The organism is Insolitispirillum peregrinum, from assembly GCF_900156605.1.
GTDB lineage: Bacteria > Pseudomonadota > Alphaproteobacteria > Rhodospirillales > Rhodospirillaceae > Insolitispirillum > Insolitispirillum peregrinum.
This window is the reverse complement of sequence record NZ_FTOA01000003.1, coordinates 52576-68449: the sequence shown is the minus strand read 5'-3', so window position 1 is coordinate 68449 and position 15874 is coordinate 52576. Positions and strand designations below refer to the sequence as shown.

Below are 15874 nucleotides of genomic sequence, written 5' to 3'. Positions count from 1 at the left end.
GCAGATGGACCCATCTGCGACGACGTATTTGCCTGTGCTCCAAGCACAGCGATCACCATAGCCACCGTTGCTGACCACAACCTGACCTCAGCCCGCGATCACGGCTCCATCCGCTGCCGCGCCGTGCGGAACTGCCCGATCACCCCCCGGTCAATCAGACGCGGGAACAGCCGCTGGATCAGGGCAAACAGCCGCTCCGGCCCCATGGGATAGATATCCCGCGCCTCCCGCGCAATCCCGGCCACCAGATGGGCGGCCACGGCTTCGGGGGTATCAAGGGTCATGCGGAATGCCTGCACATAGCGGGCAAAGCCATCGGCAGCTGCCGTCCGTGTCCCGCGCGGGGCGCAATAGGTGACACCGATGCCGTCCCCGGCCAGTTCGCGGCGCAGGGCCTCGGACCAGCCACGCAGGGCGAACTTGCTGGCCGAATAAGCGGCAAAGCAGGGAAAGGCGATATCGCCGAACATCGAACCGACATTGACCACCCGCCCTTGCCCGCTGGCCTTCAGCAGCGGCAACACCGCCTGGGTGATCACCATCGGGGCCAACAGGTTGACCTCGATCATCGTCCGCCAGTCCTGTTCCGGCTGGGTGGCAAAGTCGCCTGCCGCCACCACCCCGGCATTGTTGATCAACAGGTCCAGATGCGAGGTCAGGGCGGCCACCTTTCCGGCCAGCAGCCCGCGCTGTTCACTGTCGGCCAGATCGAGTGGCAGGCACTCGGCCAGATCGGGGCGGACCAACATCTGCCGGGTGTTGTTCAACTCCCCGGCCCGCCGCCCCAGCAGCAACAGCCGACAGCCACGACGGGACAACTCCTGCGCCAGCGCCCGCCCGATACCGGACCCGGCCCCGGTGATCAGGGCCACGGCTCCCTCAAGCTGCATCGGCCATCTCCTCCAGCGAGCGGAACACGTTGCCGTACAGGGTGTAAAATTCGCGGGCGGCGGCGATGACCGTCTGCCGCCGTCCGGGCTGATCGACGGCATCCAGCAGGCGGGCGAAGCCTGCCACATGATCCTGATCGAGCGCCCCATGCGAGCTGAGATAGCTGAACCCACCCTCGCCTTCGGCTCCCAGACTATGGCGGATGGCTCCGGCGGCCTGAACCGCCAGTGCAACAGACATGCCTTCCAGCACATGGACCATCCCCAGCAGGGCATAGGGGCCGTCTTCGGCAATCAGGTGAAAGGCGTGGGCGACCAGCACCCGCACCGCCAGCGCCGGACGGCCCGACCGGCAAGCCTCGGCATCGCCGCCCAGCGCCCGGATGTCATCCAGGATCCAGGCCTCGTGGCCGGTTTCCTCGGCAATGTACTCTTGCAGCCCTGCGGCCAGCACGGCGTCCTGTGGCCCGCAAGCCTGCAAGGCGGTTTGCAGCAAGGGCACGGTGTAGCGCACATGGTGATAGGCATGGCCCAGAAAGGCCAGATACAGCGCACGGCTGACCCCGGACCGCACCGCCTGGGCAATCAATGGAATCCGCTGGAACTGTTCCCGCTCACTGGCGGTATCCAGCAACAGCTGCTGATAAAACGACATCGGTTTCTCCTCGATGAAGCGCATGAGTGCGGCACGGCGCGGACGGCCATCCAGCGTGAACAGGGCATATTGGCGGGCGAGATCAGCGGGGATCACCGTCACCCGTTGCGGACGGGCATAGGCAGGCAAGTCCCGCACCGTCACCGCCACCCGCGCGTCCCAGTCCTGTTCCCCCGCCTGCGGATGCGGCACGATCAGCGCCTGAGTGCCACTGTCGCCACCGGTCCCGGCCAGCACCGCCGCACAGCGGATCAGCGGATCGGCCAGCATCCCGGCCTCGATCCAGTCCGGTGAAATGTTGCGCCCCTGAGCGGTGACGATCACCGCATCCTTGCGCCCCAGCACCCGCAGATAGCCGTCGTCGTCCAGACTGCCAAGATCGCCGGTATGCCAGCGACCGCCAGCAGGCGCACGCCCGAGATAGCCCGCCATCACCGTCGGGCCGGAGACGACGATTTCGCCGTCTTCGATCTCCACCGTGACCCCGGCCAGCGGCTTGCCGACCGTCCCGGCACGGCGTGCCCCCGGACGATTGACCGCCACCACCGAGCAACATTCCGACAGGCCATAGCCTTCGTGAACCGGCAGGCCACAGGCCCACGCCTGTTCGGCCAGCGCCTCGGCCACCGGCGCCCCGCCGACCGCCACCAGCCGCAACGACGCCGGAGCCTGCCGTCTGGCCGCCTGCAATCCGGCCACCCAGTCACGCAACAGGGCCGGGACCACTACCGCCGTTGTTGCCTGTACCGCCTCGGCCTCCAGCGGTGACAGGGCGATATGGACCCGCGCCCCGACCGACAGCGGCAGCAGCACGCCGCACAGGTGTTCGAGCAACAGCGAGAACGGCAGCAGCGACAGATGCACATCATCCGGGCGAGCACGGGCGGCAACCTTCAGTCCGGCTAGGCTGGCCGCCATCTGGCCTTCGTCCAGCACCACCCCCTTGGGCTGGCCACTGGTCCCCGAGGTATAGATGATCCGCCGCGACGGCTCGGCAACGGTCAGTGTGCTGCCGTCATCGGCTGCCGGGTACAGGACCGTCGGCACCGCAATGCCGGTCAGGCGGTCCTGCCATTCGGCCACTGTCACCACCACCGCAATCCCGGCATCGGCCACCATGTGCTGCCATTGCGCCGGTGAAAAGAAATCCGGCAGCGGCACCACCGTCCGCCCCAGCGACGCCAGCGCCAGTTCAGCCGCCACCGCCCGCCGGTCGCGCGGCATCAACACCCCGACCACCGGCGGCAACACCCGCCACGCCGCCGCCCGCCGGGCGATGGCCTGCACCAGCTCGCCATAGCTCCACTGGCCGCTCTGGTCACTCAGGGCCACCCGCCGGGGGTCACAGCCCCGGATGGCCGACACCACATTACGCATGCAAACGCTCCTCGGGGAAAGACAGACCAACCGGCAAACGCCACGACGACGACAGGCTCTCTGCCGTCACCGCAATCACCCGCGGGTCATGCTGGTAATAGCGGCCCCAGCGGGCGGCATCGCTCAACCGGTCAGGACGGGCAGGCCCCAGATCGACACAGGTCAGCCCTGACCGCCGCAACAGGGCGCGCAGGCGGTCGGTGGCGGTAAACAGGCCGTGACGGGCTCCGGCGGCCAGACACAGGCCGATCGCCGCCCCGACCAGCGGCATCGCTGCTCCGGGGCGGACGGCGGCAAGGCTGGAAAACTCGACGATTTCATCGCGGGCAACCCGGCTGCCACAGACGCTGGACAAGACGCTTTCGGCGCTGCCGTCGAGATAGACTTCCGAAAAGAAGCCATCGCGCACCGACCGCACTCCGGCGACGGCCACCGGAGAGCCGGTTTCATCCAGTGCCGCCACCAGATGATCGGGGAACGACGGGACATCCGCCTGATAACTGGCCTGAAAAACGTTGCGCACCATCTGTTCCAGCGCCGCGCGCTGGCTGTGGGTACGATCGGCAAGAATGATGACCATGAGACACCTCCGTTGTTAGACCAGCGCGCGTTAAACGTGACGCAGGCACGCTGGTCTAACCTTTCGATCTGTCGCATTGTTCTTGCGAAAACCGGTTCCCACTTTTCGCACAATGCTCTAGCGGAAAGCATCTCCCAACCGGCTGACAGCAACCTTACGGGACGAAGTGCAGACAAAATTCTGCCCCGCCCCCCGGTGCATCCTGCACCCGCACCTGTCCGCCATGGGCTTCCATCGTCCGCCGGACAATCGCCAGCCCCAACCCGCTGCCCGGCGTCTGCCGGTCGGCACGCCAGAATCTCTGGAACACCAGTTCCTTGCGCTCGTCAGGAATCCCCGGCCCGTGGTCACGCACCCGGATCAGCGGTGGCCTCGCCTCGACAGTAATCACCACCGCCGTTCCCGCTGGTGTATGACGCAAGCCGTTTTCGACCAGATTGCGCACCGCATGAAACAGCGCATCGGCCTGTCCCCGCACCCTCACCGGCTGGTCGGGGGCCTCCACCTCGATCAGGCGGCCAGCGCGGATGGCAACCAGTGCCAGATACTCGGCAACACCACGGGCGACCTCGGCCAGATCGGCCTGTTCGTCGGGCTGGATCACCAGTGCCTCACTGCGGGCCACCCGCAACAATTGCTCGACCAGATGGGCCATGCCATCCAGATCCCGCCGCAACTCGCGGGCGGTCTGGCGGTCCGGCAGGGTGTCGATATGGGCAATCAGCACCGCCAGCGGCGTCCGCAGCTCGTGCGCGGCATCGGCGGTAAAGTCGCGCTGAACCCGATAGCCCTCCTCCAGCCGGTCAAGGGCATCATTGACCGCCTGCACCAGTGGCTGTACCTCGTGCGGGACAGCGGTGGCACACAGGCGCACCCCCGGTGCCGTCGGGCCAATCCGTTCCGCCTGCTGCGAGATATCGCGTAGCGGTTTCAGCGTGCCGCGAATGGTCAGGATCGACACCGCCAGCAGGGCAATCAGGAACGGTGCCGCCAGCCAGCCACCATCTTCAAAGAAATCCAGCAGGACCGTATCAATCAGGTCACTTTCCCGCGCCAGCGGACGGACCACCTGCACCCCCAGCGCATGACCGGCGGCGGTGAAGGTCAGGTATTCCCCCAGCATCTCGCCGTCGCCGCTGTCAGGGGCCGGGAAAGTGTACAGAACCCCGTCCTCATCCTCGTCTTCGGGGCGCAGATGCGGCACGGGACCGACATCGGCCCCTTCGTGCAGCAGAATGGCACCGTTGACCTGATCGCGGATGGCATAGCCATAGGGCTGTTCGGCACGGCGATAGGGGGCAAGAAGATGCGCTGGCAAGGCCAGACGCCACTGACCCTCATCATGATGCACCGACTCTGCCAGCAGGCGGGCCGATTCGATCAGCGACTGTTCACGTAACGAACTGATCGAGCTTTGGAATTCAAACCACAGCCAGCTATAGGCACAGAGAATCGCGGCTGCCGTAGTCAACGACAGCCGCAAAACGATCCGGTGCAACAGGGACGGGCCAGCCTTCATGCCTCTTCCTCCACCAGCATGTAGCCGACACCGCGCAGGGTATGGATCGCCACCCCCGGACTGGTCGGCAGCAGGCGCTTGCGCAGGCGGGACAGCAGGACTTCGACCGTGTTCGACGAAATGTCGTCGTCAAAGCTGTACAGCCCCTCCTCCAGCGCCCGCTTGGGGACCACCCGCCCGGCCCGGCGCAGCAACAGTTCCAGCGCCTCGGTTTCCCGCCGGGGCACTGCCAGCGCCTGCCCGGCCACCGACACTTCGCGCGAGACGGTATCGAGCGCCATCCGGCCACAGGTCAGGACTGTTCCCAGCGAGGCCCCCGGACGCCGCAACAGCGCCCGGATGCGGGCCACCAGTTCTTCCATGGCAAACGGCTTGACCAGATAGTCATCCGCCCCGCCATTCAGGCCGCGCACCCGGTCTTCGACGCCATCGCGGGCGGTCAGGATCAGCACCGGGATGCTCTGTTTCTCCTGCCGCAGGGTTTTCAGCAGGTCAAAGCCGTCGCCGTCCGGCAGCCCGAGATCGAGCACCACCACCTGATAGACCACCGTCCGCAGGGCGGCCGAGGCGTCTTCCAGCGTGGCAAAGCTGTCCACCGTAAAGCCGTTGGCCTGCAGGCCCTGACTGACCAGAGCCGCCAGACGGAGGGTATCTTCGACCAGCAGAATGCGCATCGGGACCTACTTTTTCAGAACATACTGGATCAGCGAGTCGTCCTTGGCCTTGAAGCGGACCTGGACCAGAGCACCGCTGGGATCATACCACAGCTCCCGCGCGAGTTCGCCGGTCATGGCATAGTGGTGCGCCTGGGTCAGTTGCCCGCGCACCGTCACCATGTCGGTCCCCAGATCGGCCACCTTGACCGGCATCGCATGGCCGTCGAGGGTATTGAGCAGCGCGCTCTGGGAAACGGTCTGCGGCGACCACAGGCTGGCCGGAACCAGCGAACCCGGCAGCGTCACCGGCTTGTCGTCTGCCGTCCCGCTGAGACCGCTACCGCTGGCCTGCACATGGACCTTGTGATGGCTGCCATCGTCGTTGGTGGTGCTGTCCAGAACCTGCAACTGGCCGTTCTTCCACACTTCGACATCGGAATGCTCAAAGCGGTACACCGGCACCATCGCCATCTTCACCACCACCGAAGTCGCCACCGCCACCGACACATGATCCCCATCCGGGCGGACGGTCACCAGATGGGTGCCGACTTCGTCACCATTGCGCAGCACGGTGAACGACAGCACCTCATTGTCCGGCACCGGCGCGGCACTGGCCGCCCCGGCAACCAGCAGGAACGGGATGGCCATCACAACGGAACGTCCGATCATCATCACACTCACCTGTCAGAAAAGGAAACACTCGCGGCATCCTGCGCCCTGTGGCTGACAGCAACCTGACATCCCGGAGCATGGAGCGGGCAGCCAGTCAGGGTCACACATGTCAGGGTGCGGTCAGCAAAAGGTGCTTTTCTGGCAACCAGCCCCTTTCCCCTGACCGGATGTTCCCGCCATGCGCCGTCTGTCTGCCGTTCTGATCGTTGCCTCAGCCGTACTCCCGTCGCTGGCCCACGCTGCCAGCCCGCACCCTGCGCCGCCCCCTGATCCGGATCACGGCTGGTATGTGGCCGGGAAAGGCGGGCCGTCACTGGAAATGCTGTCGGGGGCTTCGGGCCACGCGGGGTCGGCGCCGCTGACCGAAACCGATGCCACCAATGCCGTCGGGGCCTTCGGGATGGCAGGCGGCTATGAGTGGAGCTATCGCTATCACATCCCGCTGCGCACCGAACTGGAGTTCATGAACCGCACCGAAATGACCTATGACGCCAGCCCGTTGCAGAAAGGCGGCTCGGGCGCGCTGGCCAGCACGGTGCAGAACGTCACCACCATGGCCAAGGCCTATTGGCATTTCCCGGTCGGCAGCACCCGCTGGTGGCCGTTCGTGTCCGGCGGGGTGGGCTGGGCGCACAACACGGTCAAGAGCGAGTATACCGCCAGCGGTCAGGCGGCCAGCAAGAACACCCATGCCGAAGACAGCGTGGCGTGGACCGTCGGCGCCGGGGCCACCTTCAAGCTCGGGCCGCAGGTGATGAACGATATCGAAATCCGCTATGTAGATCTTGGCTCGGTGGACTGGGGCCTGCCTGCCGACAGGAACGTGTCGGTCTCCGGTCCCGGCGGCCTGTCAGCAACCGAGCTGGTGTTTTCGCTGCGCTACATGTTTTAGAGCAGTGAGCGCAAAAGTGGTTCCGGTTTTGCGCGCCATCACTGCGGCACATCAAAAGGTTAGAGCAGCGTGTCTGCGTCCGATTTAACGCACGCTGCTCTAATCGTTTCTATTGATACAATTTTCCGGCCCGCTGTCCCCACAGGCGGGCCTTTCTTTTTGTGCGTTGCCGCATTATCGTCCTTTCCCTCACCCTTAATTTGTGCAAAAAATAAGTGGTGAATTTTTCACATACACATACCATATATGTGAAATTCGCGATTGCGACGCCAGCACCACCCATGATACCGCTTGATCATCCCTGACGCCCACCCGTACACCGAACGAGAAAGTCCCATGGCCGACATCCCGACCGCTCCTCCCCCCGGTGGACCTCTGCCCGCCGACACTGCTCCGCCGATGGTGGCGTTCGAGCAGGTTTCCAAGGTCTATGCCGCCACCGGCTCGCAGGCTGCCTTTACCGCGCTGGACGATATCAATTACAGCGTCCCGCGTGGCACCATCACCGGCATCATCGGGCGGTCGGGGGCAGGCAAATCGACCCTGATCCGGCTGGTCAACGGGTTGGAAAAGCCGACCGGCGGGCGCGTTTTGGTTGATGGCACCGATGTGGCGGCCCAGTCCGAAAGCGCCCTGCGCACCCTGCGCCGCTCGGTGGGGATGATCTTCCAGCATTTTAACCTGCTGTCGTCGCGCACGGTGTTTGACAACGTGGCGATGCCGCTGGAAATCGCCGGGCAATCGCCCGCAGAGATCAAGGCCCGCGTCGCCCCGCTGCTCGATCTGGTCGGGCTGGGTGACAAGGCCGGACGCTATCCGGCGGAACTGTCCGGCGGGCAAAAGCAGCGGGTCGGCATCGCCCGTGCACTGGCCACCAGCCCCAAGCTGCTGCTGTCCGACGAAGCCACCTCGGCACTCGACCCGGAAACCACCCTGCAAATTCTTGATCTGCTGAAAACCATCAACCACGACCTCGGGCTGACGGTGTTGCTGATCACCCATGAAATGGACGTGATCAAGGCGGTAACGTCGCATGTGGCGGTGCTGGATCAGGGGCGTGTGGCCGAAAGCGGTCGTACCTTTGACGTGTTCATGAGCCCGCAGCACGCCACCACCCGCGTCCTGCTGTCGTCGATGCCCGGTTCCGGCCTGCCCGACGCCATCCAGCGCCGCCTGAAGCCGACCCCGGCAGCCGGTGACAACGTGCTGGTGCGGCTGGTGTTCTTTGGCAAGACCGCCAACCAGCCGCTGACCGCCCGCATGGCCAGTACGCTGGAGGCCGACGTCAACATCATTGCCGGGGCGATCGACGAAATCGGCGGCGAGCCCTGTGGCACTCTGGTGGTGGCCTATCCTGCCGATCCGGCGGTGATGGAGCGTGCTGCCCAATTCTATCAACAGACCGGCCTGCGTGCGGAGGTTCTTGGCTATGGCGCCTGAGATGCTGCTTTCCCTGTTGACGTCCACCCTGTGGCAAACGGTCCAGATGGTGGTGGTAGCCGGTGTCATCGGCACCGCCATCGGCCTGCCGATCGGGGTGTTTCTGGCCACCAGCGGCAAGGGTGAACTGTTCCCTGCCCCGCTGACCAACCGCATCATCGGTCTGATCGTCAACGCCACCCGCTCGACCCCGTTCATCATTCTGGTGGTGGCGATCATTCCGTTCACCCGGCTGGTGGCGGGAACCTCGATCGGGACCGGCGCGGCGATTGTGCCGCTGACCGTCGCCACCATTCCCTTTGTCGCCCGCCTGATCGAAGCCGCCATCCGCGAAGTGGACAAGGGCCTGATCGAAGCCGCCCGCGCCATGGGGGCCACCCCGTTCCAGATTGTCACCAAGGTTCTGCTGGCCGAAGCCCGCCCGTCGATCACCATGGCCCTGACCCTGACCATCGTCAGCCTGATCGGCTATTCGGCGATGGTCGGTGCGGTCGGCGGTGGCGGTCTGGGCGATCTGGGGATTCGCTATGGCTATCAGCGCTTCATGCCCGAAGTGATGCTGGCGGTGGTACTGGTGCTGATCGTGCTGGTGCAGGCGGTGCAGAGCGCAGGCGACGCCCTCGCCCGCCGCTTCGACAAGCGCCACCGTAAACACGGATAAAGTCAACAAGATACCTGTCGAGAGGATTTTCCCGCATGAAAAAGCTGTTCCTGCTGGCCGCCGCTGCGGCAGCCCTGTTCACCACCAGCGTTGCCCAGGCCGAAACCAAAAAGGTTGGCGTCACCCCCGGCCCCCATGCCCAGATCATGGAAAAGGTCAAGGAAGTGGCCGCCACCAAGGGTCTGGAGCTGCAGATCATCGAGTTTTCGGATTACGTGGTGCCGAATCAGGCGCTGGCCGATGGCGACATCGACATCAATTCGTTCCAGCACAAGCCGTATCTCGACAATCAGGTGGCCTCGCGCAAGCTGGATCTGGCCAGCGTGGCACAGTCGGTGAACTTCCCGATGGCGGGCTATTCCAGCAAGATCAAGACCATGGCGGACATCCCCGACGGTGCCACCATCGCCCTGCCGAACGACCCCAGCAACGGCGCCCGCGCCCTGCTGATGCTGGCCGATCAGGGCCTGATCAAACTGACCGACGGTATCGGCGTGCGCGCCACCGTGGCCGACGTGATCGACAACCCGCGCAAGTTCAAGCTGGTTGAGCTGGACGCCGCCCAGCTGCCGCGCTCGCTCGATGATGTCGATGTGGCGCTGATCAACACCAACTATGCCCTGCAGGCGGGCCTGCATCCGGCGAAGAACTCGCTGTTCCGCGAAAGCACCAAGGCCCCCTACGTCGGCATCATCGCCGCCCGCAAGGCCGACGCCAACAGCGAGTGGGTGAAGACCTTCATCGACAGCTACCACAGCCCGGACGTGAAGGCGTTCATCGAAACCAAGTTCCAGGGCGCGATCACCCCGACCTGGTAAGCCGTTCAAGACTCCCCCCATCAATAAAACTCATAACAATTGAGAGGTCTCCCGATGAGAAAGGCATTCATGATCGCAGCGGCCGTTGCCGCGCTGTTCACCGCCAGCGTTGCCCACGCCGAAACCAAAAAGATCGGCGTCACCCCCGGCCCGCACGCCCAGATCATGGAAAAGGTCAAGGAAATCGCCGCCAAAAACGGCCTTGACCTGCAAGTGATCGAATTCTCGGATTATGTGGTGCCGAACCAGGCGCTGGCCGATGGTGATCTGGACATCAATTCGTTCCAGCACCAGCCGTACCTCGACCGTCAGATCGCCGACCGCAAGTTCGATCTGGTCAGCGTTGGCCAGACCGTCAACTTCCCGATGGGTGGGTACTCGAAGAAGGTGAAAGAGCTGAAGGACCTGAAGGACGGTTCCTCGGTGGCCCTGCCCAACGACCCCAGCAACGGCGCCCGCGCCCTGCTGATCCTCGCCGATCAGGGTCTGATCAAGCTGCGTGACGGCGCTGGTGCCAAGGCAACGGTGGCCGACGTGATCGACAACCCCAAGAATCTGAAACTGGTCGAGCTGGATGCCGCCCAGTTGCCGCGTTCGCTGGATGATGTCGATGTGGCGGTGATCAACAGCAACTACGCCATCGAAGCGGGCATGAACCCGTCCAAGGACTCGCTGTTCCGCGAAGGCCTGAAGGCTCCCTATGCCAACGTCATCGCCGTGCGCAAGGCCGATGCCAACGCGCCGTGGGTGAAGACCTTCCTCGACAGCTACCACACCCCGGAAGTGAAGGCGTTCATCGAAACGACCTTCAAGGGGTCGGTGGTTCCGGCGTGGCAATAAGCCTGTCACGTGACGCACAAAAGCCGGGGCAGTGTTCGCTGCCCCGGCTTTTTTTTACGCACGCTAGAGCAAATCCCGAGCAGATGGACACATCTGCGACGACGTATTTGCTTAGATAACAAGTCATTAGAGCATTTATCGTGATCCTTGGAGACCGAGAAATGCTCTAATCAGGCCGCCGACCACACGCTGTCGCGCGGCCCGTTGCGCAGCCGCCGGGCCGAGGCCCGCGCCATCCACAGCAGCAGGATGGCGCCTACCAGCGCCACCGCTTCCAGCACCAAACCACCGGGATCACCATTGGCCTGCGGCATCAGCACCTCGACCAGCGCCAGCAGCGGAATCAGGGCTGTCGCCAGCGCCGCCGCCCACAGCAACGGCACCGTTGCCCGCGCCGCCCCGCGCACCAGCGCCCACCCCACCGACAGCACCAGCGCCGCATAATAGGCCGCGTTCTGCCACGGCAAGGGATCATCGCCCAGCATCGGCATCAGCTTGCCAGCGATGATCGCCAGCGAAACCCCGCTGACACAGCCCAGACAGACGCCGACGGTCAGCGCCGCCATCACATGGGTCGAGCGGCTTTGCGTCACCGGCCCGGTCGAGCGTTTTTCATGGCGGCGACGGCTTTCGATCCACAGCAGGTTGCCGGAATAGAACACAAAGGCCCCGGCCAGCCCCAGCACCAGATAGCCCCACTTCACCGGCTCGCCGCCATAGGTCCCGAAGTGCAGGGAAAAGAACGCGGCCACCGTCGAGCCATAGCCGCCCTGCAACTCGGGGACATAATCGGTGTTGACCACCGCGCCGGTCGCGCCGTTGACCACCGCCAGCCCGGTGCGGTAGGCCAGATACTGTTCATCATTCCCCCACACCGAGACGCTGGCCCCTTTGGTCCCGGCCTGACGGATTTCCAGCATGTAGGGACGGAAGTCCGGTGCGGTTTCCCTCACCCGCTGCAACAGCATCGTCACTGGCTGCAACGGAGCCGGTTCGGCATCGGGCTTGATGGCAGAAAACGGGCTTTCCCGCTGGAACATCTGGCGGATTTCACCCTGAAAAGTCACCGGATTCATCACCGCATAAATCTCGTCGTGCAGTCCGAACACCACCGACGTCACCGCAATGATCAGATGGAACGGCAGGCAGACCAGACCGACCAGATTATGGGCATCCAGCCAGAAGCGTTTGACGTTTTTCCCCAGCCGGACCACGAACAAATCCTTGATCAGCGATGGCAACAGGACGATCAGACCCGAGACCAGCGCCACGAAGTACAGTGCGCTGACCACCCCCATGAACATCGATCCCAGTTCAACATCCACCGGCAGGCCCGCCGTCCGGTGCAGGGTGTCAATGAACTCCCCCAGCTCACGATGGGGCAGATCAACGATGGTCAGGCTGCCATCAGCCGCCAGCACCGCCCCGACCTCCGGCACCTTGTCGCGCGGCGAGGCCGGTCCGTTTTTCGGCCAGCTGACCCACGCGGCATTGCCTCCCGTCTCGTCCAGACGGATGCGGAACTGCTCGCGGGTCAATGGCACCTGCTCCATGGCGCGGGCAATCAGGCCATCGACCTGTTCCAGCGGGGTTGCAGGCAGGGTTTCCGGCGTTGCCCAGCGGGTCAGCGACGGCGCAAACACCGTCAAGGCTCCGGCATAAAACGCCACGAACAGGAACAGCCCGCACAAAATGCCGGTCCAGGTGTGGACCACCTTGTAATGGCGGATGGTTTCGTTGTGCATCGTGCTCAGCTTCCCAGTTTCGACACAAACACGGCCCCATAGGCCAGCACCGAGGCTCCGCCCAGCCAGCCCCACGCCCGCCAGCCATCGCGGAACAGGTAGACCAGCGAGGCAATGGTCAGCCAGAGCGGGGATATCAGCCACATCAACAGCATCAGCTTGCCCGGACCACCGGGGGTCAGCTGGTGGAACAGGGTTGCCAGCGCCAGCGCCAGCGCAAAGCCGCACAGCACGCCCGCCAGCGTCTTGGCCCACCAATGGGCCTTGATCGCCGGAGCCTCAGCAGGGGTACTCATGAATGGCCTCCTGACCGGGGAGCTGACTGGCGGGCCTGATGAGCCTCGCGCAGCACCGCCAGCAACGGCATCGCCACCAGCACCAGCATGCTGAGCATCAGGGCGACGAACAGCGCCGTCACCGGTCGGGTCTGGTCGCCCCACAGCCACCAGCCCGCCAGCCACAACAGCGCCCCGATCCCCCGCCAGTGGCGGGAGGACAGCGGACGGCCCAGCCATTGCTGCCGGGGGGCGGTCAGGTACAGGCTTGCCGTCCCCGCCGCCACCAGTGCCGTGGCCAACAGGACCACCGCTGCACTCTCATTCATTCACCCCTCCTCACATCCTCTTTCTGGTCACGCATCACCGATGCCTTTAGAGCATTTTCCGTTCTCCCTAGATCACTTCAAATGCTCTAATATATTGTATTTTCAGCAAATATGTCGTCGCAGATGGAGCCATCTGCTCGGGATTTGCTCTAGAACGACGCCTCAACCCCCATCACAAAGGTGCGCGACGGCAGCATCGAGGCATAGTCGTTCCTCTCGGTGGTCCCCAGACCGATATCGGTGATCGCGTCGGTATCGAGCAGGTTGCGGATCGAGCCAAACAGGCGCGGCCCGCCGAGGTCATAGCTGCCGTGCAGGTTGACCACCCAATAGGGATCGACCTTGCCGCGCGCGGTGTTGGCGACATCGGAATAATAGGCTTCGGAATAGCGTGCCTCACCGCCCAGTTCCCAGGCGTCGGTCGGGTGATAGCTGACCCCGACGGTGCCGGTCAGCGCCGGAGCCTGCGGGAATTCGTTGCCTTCGTAGCCCGATCCCGGATAGCTGAGGATTTCGGTTTTCAACAGGCCGATATCACCAAAGACTTCCAGTTCGGGAGTGGCGCGCCAGCGGGCGCCCAGTTCGGTGCCATAGGTGGCGGCTTCTTTGGCGTTGCGGATCACCGTCGAGTTGGCAGCCAGACGATAGGGCAGTTGCAGGTCTTTATAGTCGGCATAGAACACGTTGCCGGTCAGGCGCAGCGCCCCGTCCAGCAGGTCGGCGCGGGTATAGGCTTCATAGTTCCAGACATATTCCGGGTCATAGGAATAGCTGGTAAACGGTGCGGCAAAGGTCACGCCCGCCCCGCCACCATTATAGCCGCGCGACACGGTGGTGCCGACCGTCCACTGCTCATCCACCCGCCACGCCAGACCGGCCTTGGGCAGAAACACCTGATAGGTTTCATCGAAATCAACCGCAAACCGCCCGGTACCGCCGATGCGCTGGCGGGTTTCTTCTTCCAGACGCCCGCCCAGTGTCAGATCAAGGGCTGATGTCAGACCGACCGTGGCTTCGCCGAACACCGCGTCGGTTTCGGTCTTGTCCATGTAATAGCTGTTCAGCATGTCGATGAATTCGTCTTGCTTGCCGCGCATGCCATAATAGCCGCCAAAACCCTTCACCCGACCGTCAAAGCCGGTGAAATGCAGGCGTGGCTCAAGGCTGGCTTCGCGGCCATCAATCCTCACGTTGCCGGTTCCCGCCGGGGCATGACGCCGCACGCTGAGGTCCGACAGCGAGGCATGGTTTTCAAATGTCAGGCTGTCGGTCAGTTCCCAGGTGGTCTCGATGGTGCCGTTCAGGCTGCGCGGGTTAAAGGTGGCGACGTTGATCGAATAGGGCGTGCCGGTGCTGCCGTAGGGGGCCTTGACGTATTCCGCCTGCGGGCCTTCGTAATTGCTGTGGCTGACCGTCACCAGCGTGCGGAAGCCTTCGAGCTTTTTCGGCTCCAGCAGGATTTTGGCGCGCATGGTGGTTGCCTGATAGTCACCGGGATCATCCTCGCCCTCATAGGGCTGGAATTTCAGCTCGCTGGTGCTGGTGGCCCGCTCAAAGGCCAGACGCACCGCCACCTGATCTTCGACAATCGGGCCAGAGACCGCCCCCGCCACCTGCCGATAGTCATGGTTGCCCGCCGACAGGCGGATTTTGCCTTCCGGCTCATAGGTCGGGTCGGCGGTCTTCATCACGATTGCCCCGGCAATCGAATTGCGTCCCTGCACCGTGCTTTGCGGCCCACGGAAGACTTCCACCTGCTCGACATCCCACGTCGAGGCATCGCCAAAGATCATTTCGTTGAACGACAGCGGACGGCCATCCATCTGCACCGTCAGGCGCGGGCGCACCCCGGCAAAGAAGGCATTGGCCCCGATGGCCGGTCCGGCGCCTTCCAGCCCGCGCACCACCGGCGCATGGTTGCTGGGTTCGATGGTCACGATGTTGGCGACGTTCTCGGTCACCCGGTTGGCCCCCGAGATGTCGGGCCGCTCGTCGAGCGTCACGCTGTCCAGCACCGCCACGCTGGAGGCGGTTTCCCGCAACGACCGCTCGACACGCTCGCCCGACACCACCACCGGCGCCAGCATCAACGACGACGAATCCCCCGCCGCCGGACGCTCCAGCACCACCGAGGTCGGACTGGTGAACTGCCACACCAACCCCGAGCCGGACAGCAGCGAGGCCAGCGCCTGTTCGGCGCTGTAGGTCCCGGTCACCCCCGGCGAGGTCACACCGGCAATCGCCGCCGGATCAACCGCCACCTGCACTCCGGCCTGCACGCCATAAGCGGTCAGGGCACTGGCCAGCGGCTGCGCCGGAATGGCAAAGGCGGTGCCTTGCCGGGTCTGTCCCCCTGTGGTGTTGTCTGCGGCCACGGCGTTTCCTGTCAGTCCCCCCAGACTGCACAGCGCCATCACGGCCATCATGCTGACCATCCCCTGTCGCATGCGGTACTGGTGACGGCGCGGCAGCCGGCTCCCCTCGGTCTTCATCGGTGGTATCTCCTGAATCCTAAAATAGCAAGC

15 protein-coding genes are annotated in these 15874 nt (G+C 64.2%); 5 read left to right on the top strand and 10 right to left on the bottom strand.

Annotated elements, in window-relative coordinates; all coding sequences use genetic code 11:
* Positions 1-98 precede the first annotated feature (98 nt).
* The 6 genes from BW995_RS08125 to BW995_RS08100 form a co-directional block, all read right to left on the bottom strand.
* Positions 99-890: an SDR family NAD(P)-dependent oxidoreductase gene (locus tag BW995_RS08125; RefSeq protein WP_076399716.1), complete on the bottom strand. Its 792-nt coding sequence runs from the start codon at positions 888-890 to the stop codon at positions 99-101.
* The gene (locus BW995_RS08120; protein WP_076399715.1) at positions 880-2922 is read right to left on the bottom strand and encodes an AMP-binding protein; all 2043 of its coding nucleotides are present in this window, start codon (positions 2920-2922) and stop codon (positions 880-882) included. The genes BW995_RS08125 and BW995_RS08120 overlap by 11 nt, the downstream gene beginning before the upstream one ends.
* Positions 2915-3502: a thermostable hemolysin gene (locus BW995_RS08115; RefSeq protein WP_076399714.1), complete on the bottom strand. Its 588-nt coding sequence runs from the start codon at positions 3500-3502 to the stop codon at positions 2915-2917. Before BW995_RS08115 ends, BW995_RS08120 begins: the two co-directional genes overlap by 8 nt.
* Positions 3503-3656: 154 nt before the next feature.
* On the bottom strand, positions 3657-5021 hold the full coding sequence (locus BW995_RS08110) for a sensor histidine kinase (protein ID WP_076399713.1): 1365 nt from the start codon (positions 5019-5021) through the stop codon (positions 3657-3659).
* Positions 5018-5695 (bottom strand): response regulator, encoded by a 678-nt coding sequence (locus tag BW995_RS08105; RefSeq protein ID WP_076399712.1) that lies wholly within the window; start codon positions 5693-5695, stop codon positions 5018-5020. Before BW995_RS08105 ends, BW995_RS08110 begins: the two co-directional genes overlap by 4 nt.
* A gap of 6 nt (positions 5696-5701) precedes the next feature.
* Positions 5702-6349 carry a DUF6134 family protein gene (locus BW995_RS08100; protein ID WP_076399711.1) on the bottom strand — a complete coding sequence of 216 codons (648 nt, stop codon included), beginning with the start codon at positions 6347-6349 and terminating at the stop codon, positions 5702-5704.
* Positions 6350-6527: 178 nt separating this feature from the next.
* On the opposite strand from BW995_RS08100, the gene BW995_RS08095 reads away from it, so the two are divergent.
* The 5 genes from BW995_RS08095 (at position 6528) to BW995_RS08075 (ending at position 11000) form a co-directional block, all read left to right on the top strand.
* The gene (locus BW995_RS08095) at positions 6528-7241 is read left to right on the top strand and encodes an outer membrane protein (protein WP_076399710.1); all 714 of its coding nucleotides are present in this window, start codon (positions 6528-6530) and stop codon (positions 7239-7241) included.
* Between the two features lie 399 nt (positions 7242-7640).
* Positions 7641-8681 (top strand): methionine ABC transporter ATP-binding protein, encoded by a 1041-nt coding sequence (locus tag BW995_RS08090; protein ID WP_076400391.1) that lies wholly within the window; start codon positions 7641-7643, stop codon positions 8679-8681.
* Position 8682: 1 nt separating this feature from the next.
* Entirely contained in the window at positions 8683-9342 is a 660-nt protein-coding gene (locus tag BW995_RS08085; RefSeq protein ID WP_245821349.1) for a methionine ABC transporter permease, read from the top strand.
* Between the two features lie 35 nt (positions 9343-9377).
* Positions 9378-10160: a MetQ/NlpA family ABC transporter substrate-binding protein gene (locus BW995_RS08080; RefSeq protein WP_076399708.1), complete on the top strand. Its 783-nt coding sequence runs from the start codon at positions 9378-9380 to the stop codon at positions 10158-10160.
* Between the two features lie 69 nt (positions 10161-10229).
* A complete protein-coding gene (locus BW995_RS08075; protein WP_245821347.1) occupies positions 10230-11000 on the top strand; it encodes a MetQ/NlpA family ABC transporter substrate-binding protein in 771 nt (256 codons plus the stop codon).
* Positions 11001-11170: 170 nt separating this feature from the next.
* Here BW995_RS08075 and BW995_RS08070 read toward each other — a convergent pair whose 3' ends face one another.
* From BW995_RS08070 to BW995_RS08055, 4 genes are all read right to left on the bottom strand, one after another.
* Positions 11171-12745, bottom strand: coding sequence for a PepSY-associated TM helix domain-containing protein (locus tag BW995_RS08070; RefSeq protein ID WP_076399706.1), 1575 nt, complete (start codon positions 12743-12745; stop codon positions 11171-11173).
* Positions 12746-12750: 5 nt separating this feature from the next.
* Positions 12751-13041, bottom strand: a complete 291-nt coding sequence (locus BW995_RS08065; RefSeq protein ID WP_076399705.1) for a hypothetical protein — start codon at positions 13039-13041, stop codon at positions 12751-12753.
* Positions 13038-13349, bottom strand: a complete 312-nt coding sequence (locus BW995_RS08060; RefSeq protein WP_076399704.1) for a hypothetical protein — start codon at positions 13347-13349, stop codon at positions 13038-13040. Before BW995_RS08060 ends, BW995_RS08065 begins: the two co-directional genes overlap by 4 nt.
* Positions 13350-13498: 149 nt before the next feature.
* Positions 13499-15841, bottom strand: coding sequence for a TonB-dependent receptor domain-containing protein (locus BW995_RS08055; protein ID WP_076399703.1), 2343 nt, complete (start codon positions 15839-15841; stop codon positions 13499-13501).
* Between the last annotated feature and the right edge of the window lie 33 nt (positions 15842-15874).

Bases quoted from the DNA above. Each gene is read 5' to 3' on its own strand.
- BW995_RS08095 (WP_076399710.1), top strand. From the start codon at position 6,528: ATGCGCCGTCTGTCTGCCGTTCTGATCGTTGCCTCAGCCGTACTCCCG.
- BW995_RS08125 (WP_076399716.1), bottom strand. From the start codon at position 890: ATGCAGCTTGAGGGAGCCGTGGCCCTGATCACCGGGGCCGGGTCCGGT.
- BW995_RS08070 (WP_076399706.1), bottom strand. From the start codon at position 12,745: ATGCACAACGAAACCATCCGCCATTACAAGGTGGTCCACACCTGGACC.
- BW995_RS08115 (WP_076399714.1), bottom strand. From the start codon at position 3,502: ATGGTCATCATTCTTGCCGATCGTACCCACAGCCAGCGCGCGGCGCTG.
- BW995_RS08075 (WP_245821347.1), top strand. From the start codon at position 10,230: ATGATCGCAGCGGCCGTTGCCGCGCTGTTCACCGCCAGCGTTGCCCAC.
- BW995_RS08090 (WP_076400391.1), top strand. From the start codon at position 7,641: ATGGTGGCGTTCGAGCAGGTTTCCAAGGTCTATGCCGCCACCGGCTCG.
- BW995_RS08120 (WP_076399715.1), bottom strand. From the start codon at position 2,922: ATGCGTAATGTGGTGTCGGCCATCCGGGGCTGTGACCCCCGGCGGGTG.
- BW995_RS08105 (WP_076399712.1), bottom strand. From the start codon at position 5,695: ATGCGCATTCTGCTGGTCGAAGATACCCTCCGTCTGGCGGCTCTGGTC.
- BW995_RS08080 (WP_076399708.1), top strand. From the start codon at position 9,378: ATGAAAAAGCTGTTCCTGCTGGCCGCCGCTGCGGCAGCCCTGTTCACC.
- BW995_RS08060 (WP_076399704.1), bottom strand. From the start codon at position 13,349: ATGAATGAGAGTGCAGCGGTGGTCCTGTTGGCCACGGCACTGGTGGCG.
- BW995_RS08055 (WP_076399703.1), bottom strand. From the start codon at position 15,841: ATGAAGACCGAGGGGAGCCGGCTGCCGCGCCGTCACCAGTACCGCATG.
- BW995_RS08085 (WP_245821349.1), top strand. From the start codon at position 8,683: ATGCTGCTTTCCCTGTTGACGTCCACCCTGTGGCAAACGGTCCAGATG.
- BW995_RS08065 (WP_076399705.1), bottom strand. From the start codon at position 13,041: ATGAGTACCCCTGCTGAGGCTCCGGCGATCAAGGCCCATTGGTGGGCC.
- BW995_RS08110 (WP_076399713.1), bottom strand. From the start codon at position 5,021: ATGAAGGCTGGCCCGTCCCTGTTGCACCGGATCGTTTTGCGGCTGTCG.
- BW995_RS08100 (WP_076399711.1), bottom strand. From the start codon at position 6,349: ATGATGATCGGACGTTCCGTTGTGATGGCCATCCCGTTCCTGCTGGTT.